The sequence below is a fragment of the Affinundibacterium baiyunense genome, assembly GCF_018139645.1.
GTDB classification, from domain to species: domain Bacteria; phylum Pseudomonadota; class Gammaproteobacteria; order Burkholderiales; family Burkholderiaceae_D; genus Undibacterium; species Undibacterium baiyunense.
Window position 1 is genome coordinate 37,396 of sequence record NZ_JAGSPM010000013.1, and the last position, 15,930, is coordinate 53,325.

17 protein-coding genes are annotated in these 15,930 nt (G+C 44.1%); 7 read left to right on the forward strand and 10 right to left on the reverse strand.

Annotation, left to right across the window (positions count from 1 at the left end):
* Positions 1 to 4 precede the first annotated feature (4 nt).
* From KDM92_RS16660 to KDM92_RS16670, 3 genes are read right to left on the reverse strand one after another with little or no spacing between them, the layout of a single operon-like run.
* Complete coding sequence (locus tag KDM92_RS16660; protein WP_212685543.1) at positions 5 to 1,069, reverse strand: COX15/CtaA family protein; 1,065 nt, start codon at positions 1,067 to 1,069, stop codon at positions 5 to 7.
* Between the two features lie 7 nt (positions 1,070 to 1,076).
* Positions 1,077 to 1,661 carry an SCO family protein gene (locus KDM92_RS16665; RefSeq protein WP_189346378.1) on the reverse strand — a complete coding sequence of 195 codons (585 nt, stop codon included), beginning with the start codon at positions 1,659 to 1,661 and terminating at the stop codon, positions 1,077 to 1,079.
* A complete protein-coding gene (locus KDM92_RS16670) occupies positions 1,651 to 2,370 on the reverse strand; it encodes an SURF1 family protein (RefSeq protein WP_212685545.1) in 720 nt (239 codons plus the stop codon). Before KDM92_RS16670 ends, KDM92_RS16665 begins: the two co-directional genes overlap by 11 nt.
* A 33-nt stretch (positions 2,371 to 2,403) precedes the next feature.
* On the opposite strand from KDM92_RS16670, the gene KDM92_RS16675 reads away from it, so the two are divergent.
* Positions 2,404 to 2,604 (forward strand): twin transmembrane helix small protein, encoded by a 201-nt coding sequence (locus KDM92_RS16675; RefSeq protein ID WP_212685546.1) that lies wholly within the window; start codon positions 2,404 to 2,406, stop codon positions 2,602 to 2,604.
* A 93-nt stretch (positions 2,605 to 2,697) separates the two neighbouring features.
* Here the strand turns inward: KDM92_RS16675 and KDM92_RS16680 are convergent, their stop codons facing one another.
* The 7 genes from KDM92_RS16680 to KDM92_RS16710 form a co-directional block, all read right to left on the reverse strand.
* Positions 2,698 to 3,558, reverse strand: a complete 861-nt coding sequence (locus tag KDM92_RS16680; RefSeq protein ID WP_212685547.1) for a cytochrome c oxidase subunit 3 — start codon at positions 3,556 to 3,558, stop codon at positions 2,698 to 2,700.
* A gap of 58 nt (positions 3,559 to 3,616) precedes the next feature.
* Positions 3,617 to 3,832, reverse strand: coding sequence for a DUF2970 domain-containing protein (locus KDM92_RS16685; RefSeq protein WP_189346300.1), 216 nt, complete (start codon positions 3,830 to 3,832; stop codon positions 3,617 to 3,619).
* Between the two features lie 47 nt (positions 3,833 to 3,879).
* Entirely contained in the window at positions 3,880 to 4,446 is a 567-nt protein-coding gene (locus KDM92_RS16690; protein ID WP_212685580.1) for a cytochrome c oxidase assembly protein, read from the reverse strand.
* 54 nt (positions 4,447 to 4,500) lie between these two features.
* Complete coding sequence (locus tag KDM92_RS16695; RefSeq protein ID WP_212685548.1) at positions 4,501 to 4,605, reverse strand: cytochrome oxidase small assembly protein; 105 nt, start codon at positions 4,603 to 4,605, stop codon at positions 4,501 to 4,503.
* A gap of 43 nt (positions 4,606 to 4,648) precedes the next feature.
* Positions 4,649 to 6,262, reverse strand: coding sequence for a cytochrome c oxidase subunit I (gene ctaD / locus KDM92_RS16700; RefSeq protein ID WP_189346302.1), 1,614 nt, complete (start codon positions 6,260 to 6,262; stop codon positions 4,649 to 4,651).
* A gap of 17 nt (positions 6,263 to 6,279) precedes the next feature.
* On the reverse strand, positions 6,280 to 7,470 hold the full coding sequence (gene coxB / locus KDM92_RS16705) for a cytochrome c oxidase subunit II (protein ID WP_189346303.1): 1,191 nt from the start codon (positions 7,468 to 7,470) through the stop codon (positions 6,280 to 6,282).
* Positions 7,471 to 7,685: 215 nt separating this feature from the next.
* Complete coding sequence (locus KDM92_RS16710; protein WP_212685549.1) at positions 7,686 to 8,597, reverse strand: methyltransferase domain-containing protein; 912 nt, start codon at positions 8,595 to 8,597, stop codon at positions 7,686 to 7,688.
* Between the two features lie 119 nt (positions 8,598 to 8,716).
* Between KDM92_RS16710 and KDM92_RS16715 the strand changes: the two genes are divergently transcribed.
* The 6 genes from KDM92_RS16715 (at position 8,717) to KDM92_RS16740 (ending at position 15,923) form a co-directional block, all read left to right on the forward strand.
* Positions 8,717 to 9,427: a ComF family protein gene (locus tag KDM92_RS16715; RefSeq protein WP_212685550.1), complete on the forward strand. Its 711-nt coding sequence runs from the start codon at positions 8,717 to 8,719 to the stop codon at positions 9,425 to 9,427.
* 193 nt (positions 9,428 to 9,620) lie between these two features.
* Positions 9,621 to 10,091 carry a tRNA (uridine(34)/cytosine(34)/5-carboxymethylaminomethyluridine(34)-2'-O)-methyltransferase TrmL gene (gene trmL / locus KDM92_RS16720; protein ID WP_189346306.1) on the forward strand — a complete coding sequence of 157 codons (471 nt, stop codon included), beginning with the start codon at positions 9,621 to 9,623 and terminating at the stop codon, positions 10,089 to 10,091.
* 694 nt (positions 10,092 to 10,785) lie between these two features.
* Entirely contained in the window at positions 10,786 to 11,154 is a 369-nt protein-coding gene (locus KDM92_RS16725; protein ID WP_212685551.1) for a response regulator, read from the forward strand.
* A 10-nt stretch (positions 11,155 to 11,164) separates the two neighbouring features.
* Positions 11,165 to 11,446 carry an STAS domain-containing protein gene (locus KDM92_RS16730; RefSeq protein ID WP_189346308.1) on the forward strand — a complete coding sequence of 94 codons (282 nt, stop codon included), beginning with the start codon at positions 11,165 to 11,167 and terminating at the stop codon, positions 11,444 to 11,446.
* Between the two features lie 21 nt (positions 11,447 to 11,467).
* Positions 11,468 to 13,675 (forward strand): chemotaxis protein CheA, encoded by a 2,208-nt coding sequence (locus KDM92_RS16735; protein ID WP_212685552.1) that lies wholly within the window; start codon positions 11,468 to 11,470, stop codon positions 13,673 to 13,675.
* Positions 13,676 to 13,820: 145 nt separating this feature from the next.
* Positions 13,821 to 15,923 (forward strand): methyl-accepting chemotaxis protein, encoded by a 2,103-nt coding sequence (locus KDM92_RS16740; RefSeq protein ID WP_212685553.1) that lies wholly within the window; start codon positions 13,821 to 13,823, stop codon positions 15,921 to 15,923.
* Positions 15,924 to 15,930: the final 7 nt, after the last annotated feature.

Below are 15,930 nucleotides of genomic sequence, written 5' to 3' on the forward strand. Positions count from 1 at the left end.
GCAATTAGGATTCGTTAGCAACACTGGAGCGAACCCGATAGTTTAACATGCTCAACAGCAGCACAAGCAGCGCCGCACCCGCATTATGCAAAACAGCGATAGCCAAAGGCCAAGAAAAGTAAATTGTCGCTACACCTGTTATCAATTGCATCAGCAAAACCGCCAAAACACCGTTTGATAAGGTTTTGGTATCGGCATGCTTTCTTCCGAGATAGGCGACATAAGCTAACAAAGCAAACACCACCCAGGCAAAGGTTCGATGTACCCAATGAATCGTAATCAATGCAGAAAATGGCAGAAAGTCACCACTTCCAGTGCGTCCTAATTCTCGCCACAATACGTAGGCATGTTCAAAATCAAGTTGCGGCACAACTTCACCATTGCACAAGGGATAGTCATGGCAGGCTAAAGCCGCGTAATTGGTGCTCACCCAGCCGCCAAGTGCTACTTGCATCAATAAAACAATAAAGGCTAGCGGTAATAAATTGCGGAATTTAAAAGAGTATTTAGTAGTAGATCGCGGTGATTCGCGCTGCCATGCCCAGACCAACAGTGACAAAATGATTAAGGCAAGAATCAAATGAATCGTCACGATAATCGGCTGCAACTTCATGGTGACTGTCCACGCACCAAACGCGCCTTGAATGCCGACTAAAACAAATAAGCTGGTCGCCAACCATGGTGAAAAAGGACGCGTCTTACGCTTCCACCAAGCAATCCCCATTTGCAGCATAATCAAGAATCCAACACTCATCGCAAGATAGCGATGTATCATCTCTACCCATGCTTTCGCAACTGTGACTGGTCCGGTGGGCAACAGGGTTTCAGCCGCTTTAATCTCACTATGTGCTTGGAAAGGATTGGCCTCTCCGTAACACCCGGGCCAATCTGGGCAACCTAAGCCAGAGTCAGTTAAACGCGTAAAAGCACCAAAAATAATGAGATCAAAGGTCAAAAACAAGGTGACTGCGATCAGCTTCTTGTATTTATTCTGCTCTTTAGAAAACAGTACCACCGCCAGCGGAATCACCGCGAACAATATTCCGATAATAGCAAGTTGAATCAGCATGTTTAGTTCAACCTATCGCCGAGGCTTTCAATAATTTGATCAAGTCTTTTTTGATCTTGTTGGGATCTGCATCTTTGGGATAACGCATCATCAGATTGCCCAATGGATCAACCAAATAGATATGATCTTGCAAGCTCGTGCCATTCTCTGTTGGTAGCCATTTCTCCAATTTGTTTTTATCCCCTCGCAACATATGTGTGCCAGCAATACCAGGCTTTAATTGTTCCGGCACAGCCTGCGAATCGGTAATTAACCACACTCGTTCAATGCGATCCATTCCCTTCCCTTGCGCTAATCGCAATTGGCGCATTTCGAGTAATTTACGTTGACAGGCTTCGGCACAACTCGCCTCGTCAATTTGCAGCATTAACCACTTACCTTTTAAGCTACTTAGCTCCGTCACTTTGCCATCTTGATCAATCAGGTTCAAAGACGGCATAGGATACTGACGCGGATCAATTAAGGTGCCGTAGTTATTTTTTGGACCTGGTTTAATGACGTAATAAGTAAAATAAGAGGCGATCAAAGGTGAGGCGCATACTGCCAACACCGCCAACAATTTCCAACGCCCTGCAGTTTTTTTATTTTCTATTTTTTCCACGACGAATTCCTGTAACAACAAAAAAGATAGCCGCCATCAAGGCTAAGCCATACCATTGAAATGCATAAGCACGATGTTTGTCTGCACCAGCCGAAGGCTTAGGCCAATCACGCACCAAACTGTCGCTCGCATTCGAAGTCTGTTCTAACACTTTATCAAAAATGGAAAAGCCTGTTAATTTGCTGAGCTCATCCAAAGGTACGTGCTGAACTATACTTGCTGGCTTTAAAGTTTCAGATTTACCGAGCTGCATGGTACGATCTAGTTGGTCTCGCACGACGCCTTCAATTTCGACAAGGCCATTATCCGTTAGCAAAGGCGGTATTTTAGTCCGTTCTACTGGATTGCGTTGAAGCCAACCGCGTGCCACCAAAACGTAGCGATCGCTACCCTCGATCTTAAACGGCATGAGCACATAGAATCCAGCGACGCCGTACAGAGGACGATTGTCCAAATAGAGTGGCCAATCTCTTACGAATTGACCGCGCAATTTCACTTTTTGAAATGCCTTTAACTGATCAAAATCTGCTGCCTGCACAAGCACTTTCGGAGCTTGCTGTAACTGCGCTTGAATCAGTGTAGCAATTGCGTCTTTTTCTTCTGCTCTTCGTGTTTGCCAATTTCCCAATGAAATACCGATAGCACACACGATTGCCGTTGCAAGCAGGGGTAATATACGAATCAACTTCGACTTAAGCATTACAATAGCTCTTTTGCGAAAAAAGTGATTAACATGAAAATTCTGGTTGCACTCGCCTTTGTACTCATTCTATTTAGCTTAGCCTCTGCTTTAGTTTATCTCATGAAAGATAAGGGAAAGAGTAATCGAACTGTCAGAGCTTTAGCTTTTCGGGTTGGCTTCTCTGTTAGCTTATTCATCTTGATTTTAATCGCCAATCACTACGGCTTAATACAACCAACAGGGATACGTTGATTTACCACTAAGTGACATCAAGGATGCCAATAAATGAGAAAAAGCCGCACTGAGTGCGGCTTTTTCTTCAACTAAATAGCTAACTTCTGGCGCTTACAACCAGTACACAACAACGTACAAGCCCAGCCAAACAACGTCAACAAAGTGCCAGTACCAAGCTGCGCCTTCAAACGCGAAATGATTCTCGGCAGTAAAGTGGCCTTTCATCAAACGATACAGGACGACAGACAACATAATCGCACCCATCGTGACATGGAAACCATGGAAACCAGTCAACATGAAGAAAGTCGAACCGTAAATACCTGATGTCAATTTCAAATTCAAATCATTGTAAGCATGCATGTATTCATAAACTTGGAAGCCCATGAAAACAGCGCCCAACAAAATTGTTGCGAACAACCAGAATGCTGCTTTTGCGCGCACGCCTTCACGAATCGCGTGATGAGAAATCGTCAAAGTCACGCCAGATGCTAACAACAAAGCCGTATTAATCGTTGGGATTGGAAATGGTCCCATAGTCTTAAATGCTTCTACAGTTCCAGCTGGACCAACACCACCCCATTGTGCAGAGAAATCTGGCCACAATACTTTGTGATCCAAATCGGCTAACCATGGCATCGTGATACTACGTGCATAAAACAAAGCACCGAAGAATGCACCGAAGAACATCACTTCAGAAAAGATAAACCAACTCATACTCCAACGGAAAGATACGTCAATACGCGCGCTGTATTTTCCGCCTTCAGATTCAGCAATTGCATCGCCAAACCATTTATAGAGTACGACCAAGGTCAAAAAGATGCCTGTCATATTCAAATAGGCACCCCAAGTCACACCATTCACCCATGCAGATGCGCCTATCATCGTTAACAACAAAGTAGTAGCACCCAAGACTGGCCACTGTGAAAGCCCAGGCACGAAGTAGTAAGGTGCGTTAGCGTTGTGAGAACTCATTTCCATCTCCCGATACAATTTTCTAAACTGAATTATTGACTAATATTAACTAATTTCTTTATTTTGCGACGACTTGCTTCACGATAAAAACCAAGATCGTGATAAAAATAGCCGCGCCTATCAATCCTGCAATAATCACATGAACGGGATTTAACTGTGCTGCATCCTGTTCATAAGCGCTCTTTTTACGTATCCCAAAAAAAGACCACAACACCGCTTTCATTGTTGCTAAAAATGATGCCTTACGTTTTGTTGCTTGCTTCAAGTCATCCATGTTTGCACACCTTTATTTGATCTATTTCAGATCGACTAGACCAAATATTATGATCCTGTCTTGTCAGCAGCAGGCTTTAAACCAACTTCAAAAAACGTATAAGACAAAGTAATCGTCTTTACTTCTTTCGGCAACGCAGGATCAATAAAAAATGATACTGGCATTTGACGCGCTTCATTTGCTTCTAGAGTTTGCTGCTGAAAGCAAAAACACTCCATTTTCTTGAAGAAGTTTGCTGCTTGTTGCGGTGCATAACTTGGGATTGCTTGCGCATCCATCTTATAAGACTGCTTATTCACAACTTCGTAAACGACTTGTGCCATTTCACCTGGATGCACTTGCAAACTAGAAACCGTTGGACGAAAGCGCCAAGGTCCTTGTGTATTTGCATCAAATTCAATGGTGATTAAGCGACTTTTATCGACTTGTGAATTGACAACCGCATCAGCAGAAATATCTTTTGGCGTCAAAATATTGATGCCAGTGATCTCACAAATCTGCTTATAAATCGGAATCAGAGCATAGCCAAAACCAAACATCACGATTGCAATGACCACTAATTTCTTCAACATCAAGAAATTCAATTTCTTGGTCACAACCTGATCTTCGTTCATTTCTTTCGAAACGCTTTGCTTCAAATCTTCAGACATGCAAATTCCGATGTAGTCTTAACGCAAGAAAGTCTGTTTTGCGAACACGCCAATAAAAAACACTAAAACCACCGATACAAGTATCAAAGCAGTTTTCAGATTACTTTTATTTTGGTTTTTCATTTTTCAAACAGCCCCAATCTAAGTTGGGGCTGTATTCCATTATTTACTTAACGACTGGTGGTTCTTCAAAGGTATGGAAAGGCGCTGGACTTGGCACTGTCCATTCCAAACCTTCTGCACCTTCCCATGGTTTTGCGTCAGCTGGCTTACCACCTTTGATCGATGGAATCACCACGAACAAAATGAAGTAAACCTGCATCAAACCAAAACCAAAGGCACCAACAGAAGCGATCAAATTGAAATCTGCAAATTGCGCTGGATAGTCAGCATAACGACGAGGCATACCTGCGAGACCCAAGAAATGCATTGGGAAGAAGGTGATGTTGAAGGTAATCAAAGACATCCAGAAATGGATCTTGCCACGTGTTTCGTTGTACATGAAACCTGTCCACTTTGGTCCCCAGTAGTAGTAACCAGCGAATAAAGCAAACAAAGAACCTGCTACCAAAACATAGTGGAAATGCGCCACAACATAGTATGTATCTTGCAACTGAATATCAATTGGAGTAACCGCCAAAATCAAACCAGTAAAGCCACCCATCGTAAATACGAAAATGAAACCAACCGCAAACAACATAGGCGTTTCGAAAGTCATCGAACCTTTCCACATTGTCGCAATCCAGTTAAACACCTTCACGCCTGTTGGGATCGAGATCAACATCGTTGCGTACATGAAGAACAACTGTGCCGTGACCGGCATACCAGTTGTGAACATGTGATGCGCCCAAACGATGAAAGACAAAATCGCGATAGATGCAGTTGCATACACCATTGACGCATAACCAAACAAAGGCTTACGTGCAAATGCTGGAATGATTTGAGAAACGATACCAAACGCTGGCAAAATCATGATGTACACCTCTGGGTGTCCGAAGAACCAGAAAATGTGTTGGTACATGACTGGATCACCACCACCAGCAGCATTAAAGAATGAAGTACCGAAATGACGATCTGTCAAAGTCATGGTAATTGCGCCTGCCAACACTGGCATAACTGCAATCAACAAATACGCAGTGATCAACCATGTCCAGCAGAACATTGGCATCTTCATCAAAGTCATGCCAGGAGCGCGCATGTTCAAGATCGTTGTGATGATATTGATGGAGCCCATGATGGAAGAAGCACCCATGATGTGCACAGCGAAAATCGCTAAGTCCATACCAGGACCCATTTGTGTCGACAATGGTGCATACAAAGTCCAGCCAGCAGCGGTCGCGCCACCTGGAACAAAGAAAGAACCAGCCAACAACAATGCTGCAGGAGGCATTAACCAGAATGAGAAGTTATTCATACGGGCAAATGCCATATCAGATGCACCGATTTGCAAAGGAATCATCCAGTTAGCAAAACCAACGAACGCCGGCATAATCGCACCGAAAACCATGATCAAACCATGCATCGTGGTCAACTGATTGAAAAACTCTGGTTGCATTAATTGCAAACCTGGTTGGAACAACTCACTACGAATGCCAAGCGCCATAACGCCGCCCAACATTAACATTGAGAACGCAAACCACAAGTACAAGTTACCGATGTCTTTATGATTCGTCGCAAATAAATAACGACGCCAGCCATGTGGGTGATCATGATGATCATGGGCGTGGTCGTTGTGACCATGAGAGTGATCGTGTGCGTGATCAGCTACTGTATTACTCATCTCTATCTCCTGTTCAATTACTTACGCGCAGCCAAAACTTCGGCTGGCTGGACGATATTTTCTGCTGCCTTATTCGACCAGCTATTACGGGTATAAGTAATTACCGCGGCAATTTCTGTATCAGACAATGTAGCTTTCCATGCAGGCATACCAGCCTTACCATTCAACAAGATGTTGATTTGATCAGCTTTTGGACCATTTACCATCGCAGAACCATCCAAAGCGGCGAATGCACCTGGAACACCTTTACCATTCGCTTGATGGCAAGCCACACAGTTTGCTGTGTAAACGCTTTCACCGCGTTGTTTCAATTCATCTACAGTCCAAACTTTGCTTGGATCATCTGCTTTCGCAGCCATTTCTTTTTTCTTAGCATCAACCCAAGCGGTGTAATCTGCATCAGATACAACGCGCACGACGATAGGCATGAAAGCGTGTTCTTTACCGCACAATTCAACGCATTGACCGCGATACACGCCAATTTTTTCTGCTTTAAACCAAGTGTCACGAACGAAACCTGGAATCGCATCTTGCTTAACGCCGAAAGCAGGAATTGTCCAGCCGTGAATCACATCGTTTGCGGTCGTGATAATACGAATCTTCTTATTCACTGGAACAACGACTTCGTTATCGACTTCCAACAAATAATTAACGCCACGAGCCTCTGTAGGAGCTAAACCTGGAGCACCGACTTGCGTGCGTGGAGTAGCCAAGGTAGACAAGAAAGAAATCCCTTCGCCTTCACCTTTGAGGTAGTCGTAACCCCATTTCCATTGCATACCGGTTGCTTTGATCGTCAAATCTGCATTCGACGTATCTTTCATTGCCACCACTGTTTTTGTTGCTGGCAATGCCATCCCGATAACAATGAAAAATGGCACGATAGTCCACAAAATTTCAACAGTCGTACTTTCATGGAAAGTCGCTGGCTTGTGACCCAAAGACTTACGATGTTTCAGAATGGAATAAAACATCACACCAAACACTGCGACAAAAATTGCCAAGCAGATGTAGAGCATGAGGTTATGGATGGAATAGATCTGCTCCGCGATTTGTGTCACGGGTGTTGCCAGATTCAACTGCTTGACGGCAGGACCACCTGGGCTATCTTTAACGGCCCAAGCTGGCATCCCAGCAGCCAAAAGCGAAGCACCGAGCACCAAGGAGGCGCCAAGCGTTCTCGACTTTAATCGCATAGCATGTTTCATGATTTCCCCAAAAACCTATTAGAATTTTCAACAGAAATTGCCAAAGGAAAATACTGACAACTTCCACAACTGCGAGAGTATAAAGCGTAAAGCTGAGCTATATCAAGAAGAAATCATGGTTCAGCTGCGCAAAATCATATTGACAATCTTGATTTTTACTAGGAAATCTCGTAGGCCAATCTTTTTCATTGGCAATAAAACTTGCTGAAATACTTTTACTTTTTTAAGGCATCAAAGCGAATAATCGATTCGCCACTAGCCAGCTTAGTGGGAACAGGTTTAAAGGCGTGACCAAACACCACTTCGATTGTCAGTGGTATGCGGCCATCACTTCCGCGCTTTTTTTCCAACGCAGAACGCAGCGATGCCATCGCTGATTGACTCATTAGACCCCGACGACGATTCGACAAGGGATTCCCGCCAAGAGCACGCACATCGCTTAACATTTTTTGCACATCTTGATAGCGCAATGTAATACGTTCGACATCCATCACAGGGGTAGCAAATCCTGCTGCAACCAACATGTCACCGAAATCATGCATGTCGACGAATGGAAGCGTATGTGGATAGTCATCGACCTCGGCAAAGGCTTGCTTCAATTCGACAAAAGTATCAGGACCAAAGCTAGAAAAAATGACGATTCCGTTACGCGCTAAAACACGAAACCATTCCTTTAGCACCAAGTCCGGTTGTGGATGCCAATGGATCGCTAGGTTCGACCACAAAACATCGATACTAGCGCTCTGCAAAGCCAAGTTTGCAAAATCGCTACTGGCAAGTAGAGGCTGGGCATATTGACCTTGTTTGCTAGAAAACAAACGGCCAAACATTTTTTTAAAACCACCCGCGGCATCACTATTTGCGAATTCTGATTCACTCAGCATCTGCCAAGAAGCATCAACACCGAGAATCGACTGCGCCTGCTGAAAGCGTTGGCTCAGCATTGGCAAATCCATCCCTTCACCACAACCAGCGTCTAGCACACGTTTGGGCTCAATTTTTATTAAATCAAGCTTTTCATGCATTCTTTGTGCGACTTCTCTGAGCAAAAAGACAGAATCTTGAAGCAACTTTGGCTTTGAAAACAAACGGCGAACTTCGGATAGATCGATAGGGGCACTAAGCATAATTTTTAAAATAGCATAACAAGTTAACACGCAACTTGATGATGGGACTATAGTAATTGATCAATTCCAGCAGTTTAACCGCTCAAACAAAATCTGACTGAGATAAGTAAGGACTATCGATGCAAAACTATCTCCATTATTTTTTGCCAACATACTGTGCACTTTGCAAAAATGCATCAAAAATTGGGATATGCTCTGCGTGTCAAGAAGACTTCATCAACGACCAACAACATCGCTGCAGTATCTGCGCAATACCAATAGTCGATCAAAAAGCGAAAATCTGTGGCCGCTGCCTTAAAAGTCCACCCCACTTTGACACAACTATTACCTGCACGGATTATCACGCGCCGATAGACAGCATCGTTCTCGGCTTAAAATTTGCAGGCAATTTATCTTACGCCAGCATCATCGCGCAGCAACTCCAGGACAGAATCAAACATCAGCTCAATTCACAAAATAATCTCGCCGCCATCATTTGCCCTGTACCGCTCAGTCCACAAAGATTACGCACGCGCGGCTTTAATCAAGCCTTAGAAATTGCACGCCCTCTTAGCAAACAGTTAGCGATTCCACTTCAAGCACAACTTCTTTGGCGAATTAAAGACACCCAACAGCAAAGTCGCTTACACCCGGATGAGCGCTATCAAAATGTTCAACACGCTTTTGCCATCAATCCGCGACTAATGCATTTGATTGAAGGACAGCACTTTGGACTAATTGATGATGTGATGACGACCGGAACGACCTTGAACGAGATAGCAAAATTGCTCAAACGCTATGGCGCGGCACGGGTTTCAAATTATGTTTTTGCTCGAACCAATCGCGACTGAGCGATAAGTTCAAATCGGGAAAGAACAAGCCGGCTCTTTTAGCACTAGTTTGCGCTATCATGCGCAATATAATTTTGTCGCAGATTTAGATCGGAGATTCCGGTCGCATAAATCGATCTCATATATGTGCTATACGGAGACATGTGCGCACAGTTTTGTCGTATTAGATATCGTATAAATTAAAGGAAATGTTTTGTTTAATGTCGTATTAGTCGAACCAGAAATTCCACCAAATACGGGGAATATTATTCGCTTGTGTGCAAATGCAGGAGTACAACTGCATTTAATTGAACCGCTTGGTTTTCCATTAGAAGACAGCAAATTGAAACGTGCTGGTTTGGATTATCACGAATACGCGCAAATGAAAGTCCATAAAAACTGGGATGCGTTTATTGCGAGCGAACATCCAGCAAGCGATCGTATGTTTGCCATGACCACCCATGGATCATCGACTTTTTCCACGCTCGCTTTTCAAGCAGGTGATTATTTTGTATTTGGCGCAGAAACGCGCGGATTAGCCAAAGAACTGCGCGAGTCTTTTCCGACGACACAAAGAATCAGATTGCCGATGCGCCCAGATAATCGCAGTCTCAATTTATCAAACACCGTCGCCATTGTTGTGTACGAGGCTTGGCGCCAAAATGGATTTATTGGCGGCACTTGATACAAAAATCAGGCATCTTCATTTCTTATAGCGTGAATACAACAGCTTGATTTGATTCACATCAATCCATATTGCCAGAAACTTTACATGTAAAGTCTCTGGCAATCACATCCACATTAGTCAAGCACCGCAACGCAAACGAATCATTCGCCCCACCTCAATTGCACTCTCTTACCAGTGCCAAACAAGCATTTGCGTCGCCTCAAGTCATGTGTTTTTGAGCGTTTTTATACGCATAAAAATACATGTCAAACAAGGATTTAAAGATATTTAAAACTTTGCCAGAAAAAAACAGCTAGATAAGTGATGACAAAGGCTACAAGTTCATATTGAAGCATGCTAAGCTATATCTACAAAGCAACAAAAAGCATTTTACTTAATCAAATTTGGTAAAGAATGTAGCAGTTTTAACGGCTTGCTTTATTCTATGATTTAGCAAGACAAATCCAGCGTCAAAGATTGCTTAAACTAGGATAGTTGATTTCCTCTTTGTGATAGTTGCCCTGAGGATCTAATGCGATGACCGAGATTGTTCCAACACTTACATCACACATCTGCAAGGCATTATCGCGTCTGTGCTTAACAGCATCAACACTGCAATTGTCTGCCTTCAGCACATAAAACAATTTTCGGTACCGATGTCGTTACAAGTTCACTAGCTAATTCTGCAAACAATTAATAATCGAGGGATAACATGGCAAAAACAGTGATGGTCGTTGATGATTCCGCATCCGTCAGACAAGTGGTTGGCTTAGCATTGCGCGGCGCTGGTTACGAAGTGATTGAAGGTATCGACGGCAAAGACGCCTTAAGTAAACTCAAAGGTCAGAAAGTGCATTTAATCATTTCTGACGTCAATATGCCAAATATGGATGGCATCACTTTTGTTCAGGAAGTGAAAAAACTTCCTATGTATAAGTTCACTCCCATCATAATGCTCACCACAGAATCTCAAGAAGGTAAGAAACTCCAAGGACAAGCGGCTGGTGCTAAGGCTTGGGTGGTCAAACCATTTCAACCAGCGCAAATGCTGGCGGCAGTTTCCAAGTTGATCTTACCGTAAAAGGTGTCCTGTGAATTCTCATGCCATTTCTGGCGAGCTAACGATCTACACTGCCGCCACTGAAAAATTGCAACTGCAAAATTTTCTTGAATCTGACGATGAATTAGAACTGAATTTGTCGCAGGTTTCCGAACTAGATAGCGCAGGATTGCAGATTCTGATTTTAATGAAGCAAGAAGCGCTGCGACGTAACAAGAAGTTGCACTACACCATGCACAGCAAAGCGGTATTAGAGATTCTTGAAATGTGTAACTTAACCGCAAGTTTTGGTGATCAAGTCATTCTTACCTAGCTAAATAGCAGGAGATTCCGTATGAGTTTTGAAGATGAAATGAAGGCGGCGCTTGATACCTTTGTCGTAGAAAGCCGCGAATTGCTCCAAGACATGGAAGATGGCTTATTAGGTTTAGAGCACGACGATAATCCGCAAGATGCGATTGGTGCGATTTTTCGCGCAGCGCATACCATCAAAGGCTCGGCTGGACTATTCGGATTAGATCACATAGTTCATTTCACCCACGTAGTTGAGAGCTTACTCGACATGCTACGCGACGAAGAACTGGCCGTCTCCTCCGCCCTAATCGCCGTACTATTGCCATGTCGTGATCACATCAGTAATTTGATTGATGGTATCGCTGCTGGACAGATGGAAGAAACTGACGAACAACGCGATACGGGAAAAATACTACACGAACAGTTGCGACAATTTATTAATGGCACGCCACCGGACTCGAGCTCGGAAGTCATTACACATCAAGACGACCGCCATCCACACACTTCTGGTGGAGGTGTGGTCGATTCCGGTAATTGGTATCTATCGCTACGTTTTGGACAAGACTGCCTGCGTAACGGCATGGACCCGCTATCCTTTATCCGCTATCTCAGTACCTTAGGCGATGTCATCAATCTGATTACTATCACCGACAATATTCCACATCTTGAACAAATGGATGCTGAGAGTTGTTACCTTGGCTTTGAAATTGTACTAAAAAGCAATGCTTCAAAAGAAGCGATTGAAAATGTTTTTGAATTTGTGCGCGATGATAGTGTTATTCGCATAGTCCCACCACGCAGCAAAATCGACGAATATATCGACGTTATTAACAATCTTCCTGACGATGATGAATTGCTCGGCGAAATTTTGATCAAGAGCGGTGTTCTAACAAAACATGAATTGGACGAGTGTTTGAGCTTGCAAAAGAAACGTCAAAAGCTGACGCGTAGCGACACTCCCGAAGCGCCGATTGGTGAAATTCTCGTCAAACAAGAAATGCTACAAGAGCCGATCTTAAATGCGGCATTGCACAAGCAACAAAAAGTTAAAGATACCAAAGCAAAAGAAAAACAAAATATTCGTGTCGATGCAGAACGTCTAGACAAACTGATTGATTTAGTCGGTGAGCTAGTCATCGCTGGCGCTGGCGCAAATTTACGCGCAAGCAAAGCAAATGACATCGCCTTATCTGAGGCAACAAATGAAGTCATGCGCTTGGTCGAAGAGGTGCGTGATAGTGCCTTGCAATTACGTATGGTGCCGATTGGCACTACATTTAGTCGTTTTCAACGGGTTGTTCGCGACGTCAGTATTGAGCTCGGGAAAGACATCATATTAGAGATTTCTGGTGGTGATACCGAAGTCGATAAATCAGTCGTTGATAAGATCGGTGATCCACTAATGCATTTGGTGCGCAATTCGATGGATCATGGAATCGAATCGGCTGCCATCAGGGTTGCACGCGGCAAACCCGCGCAAGGTACTTTACGACTCAACGCGTATCATGAATCTGGCAGTATCGTGATTGAAGTAAGCGATGATGGCGGCGGTTTAAATCGCGACAAAATTCTGGCAAAAGCGATCGAAAAAGGCTTGATCGCTGACGGTACTGGATTAAGCGATAAAGAAATTTATGCACTGATTTTTGAACCTGGATTTTCCACTGCGGATCAGGTTTCTAACCTCTCAGGCCGTGGTGTCGGCATGGACGTCGTCAAACGCAACGTGACCTCCTTACGCGGCAGTATTGAGATCGACAGCGAAGCTGGAATTGGGGCAACCATGCGCATCCGCATGCCCTTAACCTTAGCAATTATTGACGGCTTTTTGGTGGGCGTCGGTAAGTCCTCTTTTGTTATTCCTCTCGATCAAGTGGTCGAATGTGTGGAATTACCGAAAGAATGCGAAGACCAAGATTACATGGATTTGCGTGGTGAAGTTTTGCCATTTATTCGCTTACGCAAAATGTTTGAAATTGATGGTGCCGAGCCACGTCGTCAAAATGTAGTGGTGATCAGCTCTGGCACCAATAAAACCGGCCTCGTAGTGGATCGTCTGATGGGTGAGTTTCAAACTGTGATTAAGCCCTTAGGCAAACTGTTTGGACATTTGCAAGGAATAGGCGGCTCAACCATCTTAGGTAGTGGTGAAGTCGCACTGATTCTCAGTGTGGCTAGTATGACGCAGCACTACTCAAGAATGGAACAAAAACGCTTGCTTGCAATGCCAAACAATAGCAACAGATAGTAAACAGACCAGCCAATTCTTGTAAGGCATCTTCTTCACTTTACATCCATTGACACTGGTCTTCGCTAATTAGATTTTCCGAATATTAGTAGTACACCCAAATCGAATTTCGTGAGAAACGCTCAAACCAATAAGGGGAAATGAAATGAGTCAAGTCAAGACATCTTGGATTTCAAAGCTGGTTAGTGGCACGCAATTAGAAGCACAGGCAGCGGAGCTCGCTGCGTTACGAAAACAAATGGCCGAAATGGCGCAAGAGTTAAAAGTACGATCCGATATTATGGATCTCACCAGTATCGTGTCATTTGCCGACCTCAAAGGCGATATCCTTACCGTCAACGAAAAATTCACGGAAGTATCTAAATATAGTCGCTCCGAACTCATCGGAAGACCACATAACACCACACGTCATCCCGACATGCCGAAAGAAACTTTCAAACAAGTTTGGTCGACAATTGGTCGTGGTGGCACATTTCGCGGTGTGATTAAAAATCGCGCTAAAGATGGCACGCCCTACTATGTCGATGCGGTGATCGCACCGTTTTTAGGTGAAAACGGTAAGCCGACAAAATATCTTGGCGTACGCTATGACATCACGGCACAAGAACTCGAACGTCAAAATGCCAAAGGCGTATTTGATGCGATTGACGAATCTTATGGCTATATCGAATTTGATCTTGGCGGTAACGTACTTCAGGCAAACAAAAATTTTCTGTCTTTGATGGAATATCAGTTAGAAGAAATCAAAGGTAGACACCATCGGACTTTTATGGACTCTGCACAAGCGAATTTGCCAGAATATACCCAATTTTGGTTAGATCTCAATGCAGGCAAGCCGCAGAAAAATATCTTCAAACGGATTACCAAATCACGTAAAGAAGTCTGGATACAAGCAGTTTATGCGCCAGTTAAAGATGAAATGGGGCGCATATTTAAGATCGTCAAAATTGCGACCGACGTGACCGATCAAATTAATGCAGCAAACATGTTGAAAGAAGCGGTTGAACAAGCACAGCAAGTCACTTCTGCTGCTAAGGATGGTGATCTGAGCCAACGCATCCCATTAGATGGAAAATCTGGCCCCATTTTATCGCTGTGTTCTGGAGTTAACTCCTTAATGGAAACCACGTCGGTTATTTTCGACGATGTCAGCCGCGTGTTAGAGGCATTTGCCGAAGGCGATTTATCACAACGCATTGATCGTGATTATTCAGGCATGTTTGACGATGTTAAGAGAAATGCAAACTCTGCAAGTGAAAAACTAACACAAACGATCGAAGACATCGCCCGCATTTTTGGTGGTCTCGCCAGTGGTGAACTCGGTCAACGTATCACGCGCGATGCCCCCGGTATGTTCAACCAAGTTAAGGAAGATGCGAATATGGCTTGTGAAAAACTAGCCACCATCGTCGGCGAAGTACGCAATGCGACCGATGCATTATCAAATGCATCTGAACAAGTTAGCGCTACTTCTCAAGCCTTATCACAAGCAGCCAGCGAGCAAGCAGCCAGCGTCGAAGAAACTAGTGCAAGCATAGAGCAAATGGCGGCAGGTATTAACCAAAACGCCGAAAATGCGAAAGTAACTGATGGCATCGCAGGTAAGGCATCGAAAGAAGCCATTGAAGGAGGAGATGCAGTTAAACAAACTGTCTCAGCGATGAAAGAAATCGCCTCAAAGATCGGTATCATCGATGATATTGCTTACCAAACCAATATGCTTGCGCTGAATGCTGCAATTGAAGCAGCGCGTGCTGGTGAGCACGGCAAGGGCTTTGCCGTAGTTGCTGCTGAAGTACGAAAATTGGCAGAACGCAGCCAAATTGCCGCAAAAGAAATTGGTGATTTAGCCAGTGGTAGTGTCAAAACGGCGGAACGTGCTGGCGATTTGATTGATGAAATTGTCCCAGGTATTGGACGCACTTCCGATCTGGTGCAGGAAATTGCAGCTGCCTCGCAGGAACAATCTGCGGGCGTCGGTCAAATTAATACTGCAATGAATCAGATGAACCAGATCACGCAACAAAATGCTTCGTCCAGTGAAGAGTTAGCGGCAACCGCGGAAGAGATGACTAGTCAAGCGGAGCAATTAATTGATTTGGTGAGTTTCTTCCACGTTGGACAAGCGCAAAAATCTGCAGGACCAGTCTCCAACAACGAACGTAGTGTTGTTCGCTCTACACCTAAGCGGGCACGCCCTCACTTCGGTAGTTCCAGCGTGGACGAAGCGAAGTTTGAAAGGTTTTAGGAGATCG

Bases quoted from the DNA above. Each gene is read 5' to 3' on its own strand.
- KDM92_RS16660 (WP_212685543.1), bottom strand. From the start codon at position 1,069: ATGCTGATTCAACTTGCTATTATCGGAATATTGTTCGCGGTGATTCCG.
- KDM92_RS16670 (WP_212685545.1), bottom strand. From the start codon at position 2,370: ATGCTTAAGTCGAAGTTGATTCGTATATTACCCCTGCTTGCAACGGCA.
- KDM92_RS16675 (WP_212685546.1), top strand. From the start codon at position 2,404: ATGAAAATTCTGGTTGCACTCGCCTTTGTACTCATTCTATTTAGCTTA.
- KDM92_RS16680 (WP_212685547.1), bottom strand. From the start codon at position 3,558: ATGAGTTCTCACAACGCTAACGCACCTTACTACTTCGTGCCTGGGCTT.
- KDM92_RS16685 (WP_189346300.1), bottom strand. From the start codon at position 3,832: ATGGATGACTTGAAGCAAGCAACAAAACGTAAGGCATCATTTTTAGCA.
- KDM92_RS16690 (WP_212685580.1), bottom strand. From the start codon at position 4,446: ATGAACGAAGATCAGGTTGTGACCAAGAAATTGAATTTCTTGATGTTG.
- KDM92_RS16695 (WP_212685548.1), bottom strand. From the start codon at position 4,605: ATGAAAAACCAAAATAAAAGTAATCTGAAAACTGCTTTGATACTTGTA.
- ctaD (WP_189346302.1), bottom strand. From the start codon at position 6,262: ATGAGTAATACAGTAGCTGATCACGCACACGATCACTCTCATGGTCAC.
- coxB (WP_189346303.1), bottom strand. From the start codon at position 7,470: ATGAAACATGCTATGCGATTAAAGTCGAGAACGCTTGGCGCCTCCTTG.
- KDM92_RS16710 (WP_212685549.1), bottom strand. From the start codon at position 8,597: ATGCTTAGTGCCCCTATCGATCTATCCGAAGTTCGCCGTTTGTTTTCA.
- KDM92_RS16715 (WP_212685550.1), top strand. From the start codon at position 8,717: ATGCAAAACTATCTCCATTATTTTTTGCCAACATACTGTGCACTTTGC.
- KDM92_RS16725 (WP_212685551.1), top strand. From the start codon at position 10,786: ATGGCAAAAACAGTGATGGTCGTTGATGATTCCGCATCCGTCAGACAA.
- KDM92_RS16735 (WP_212685552.1), top strand. From the start codon at position 11,468: ATGAGTTTTGAAGATGAAATGAAGGCGGCGCTTGATACCTTTGTCGTA.
- KDM92_RS16740 (WP_212685553.1), top strand. From the start codon at position 13,821: ATGAGTCAAGTCAAGACATCTTGGATTTCAAAGCTGGTTAGTGGCACG.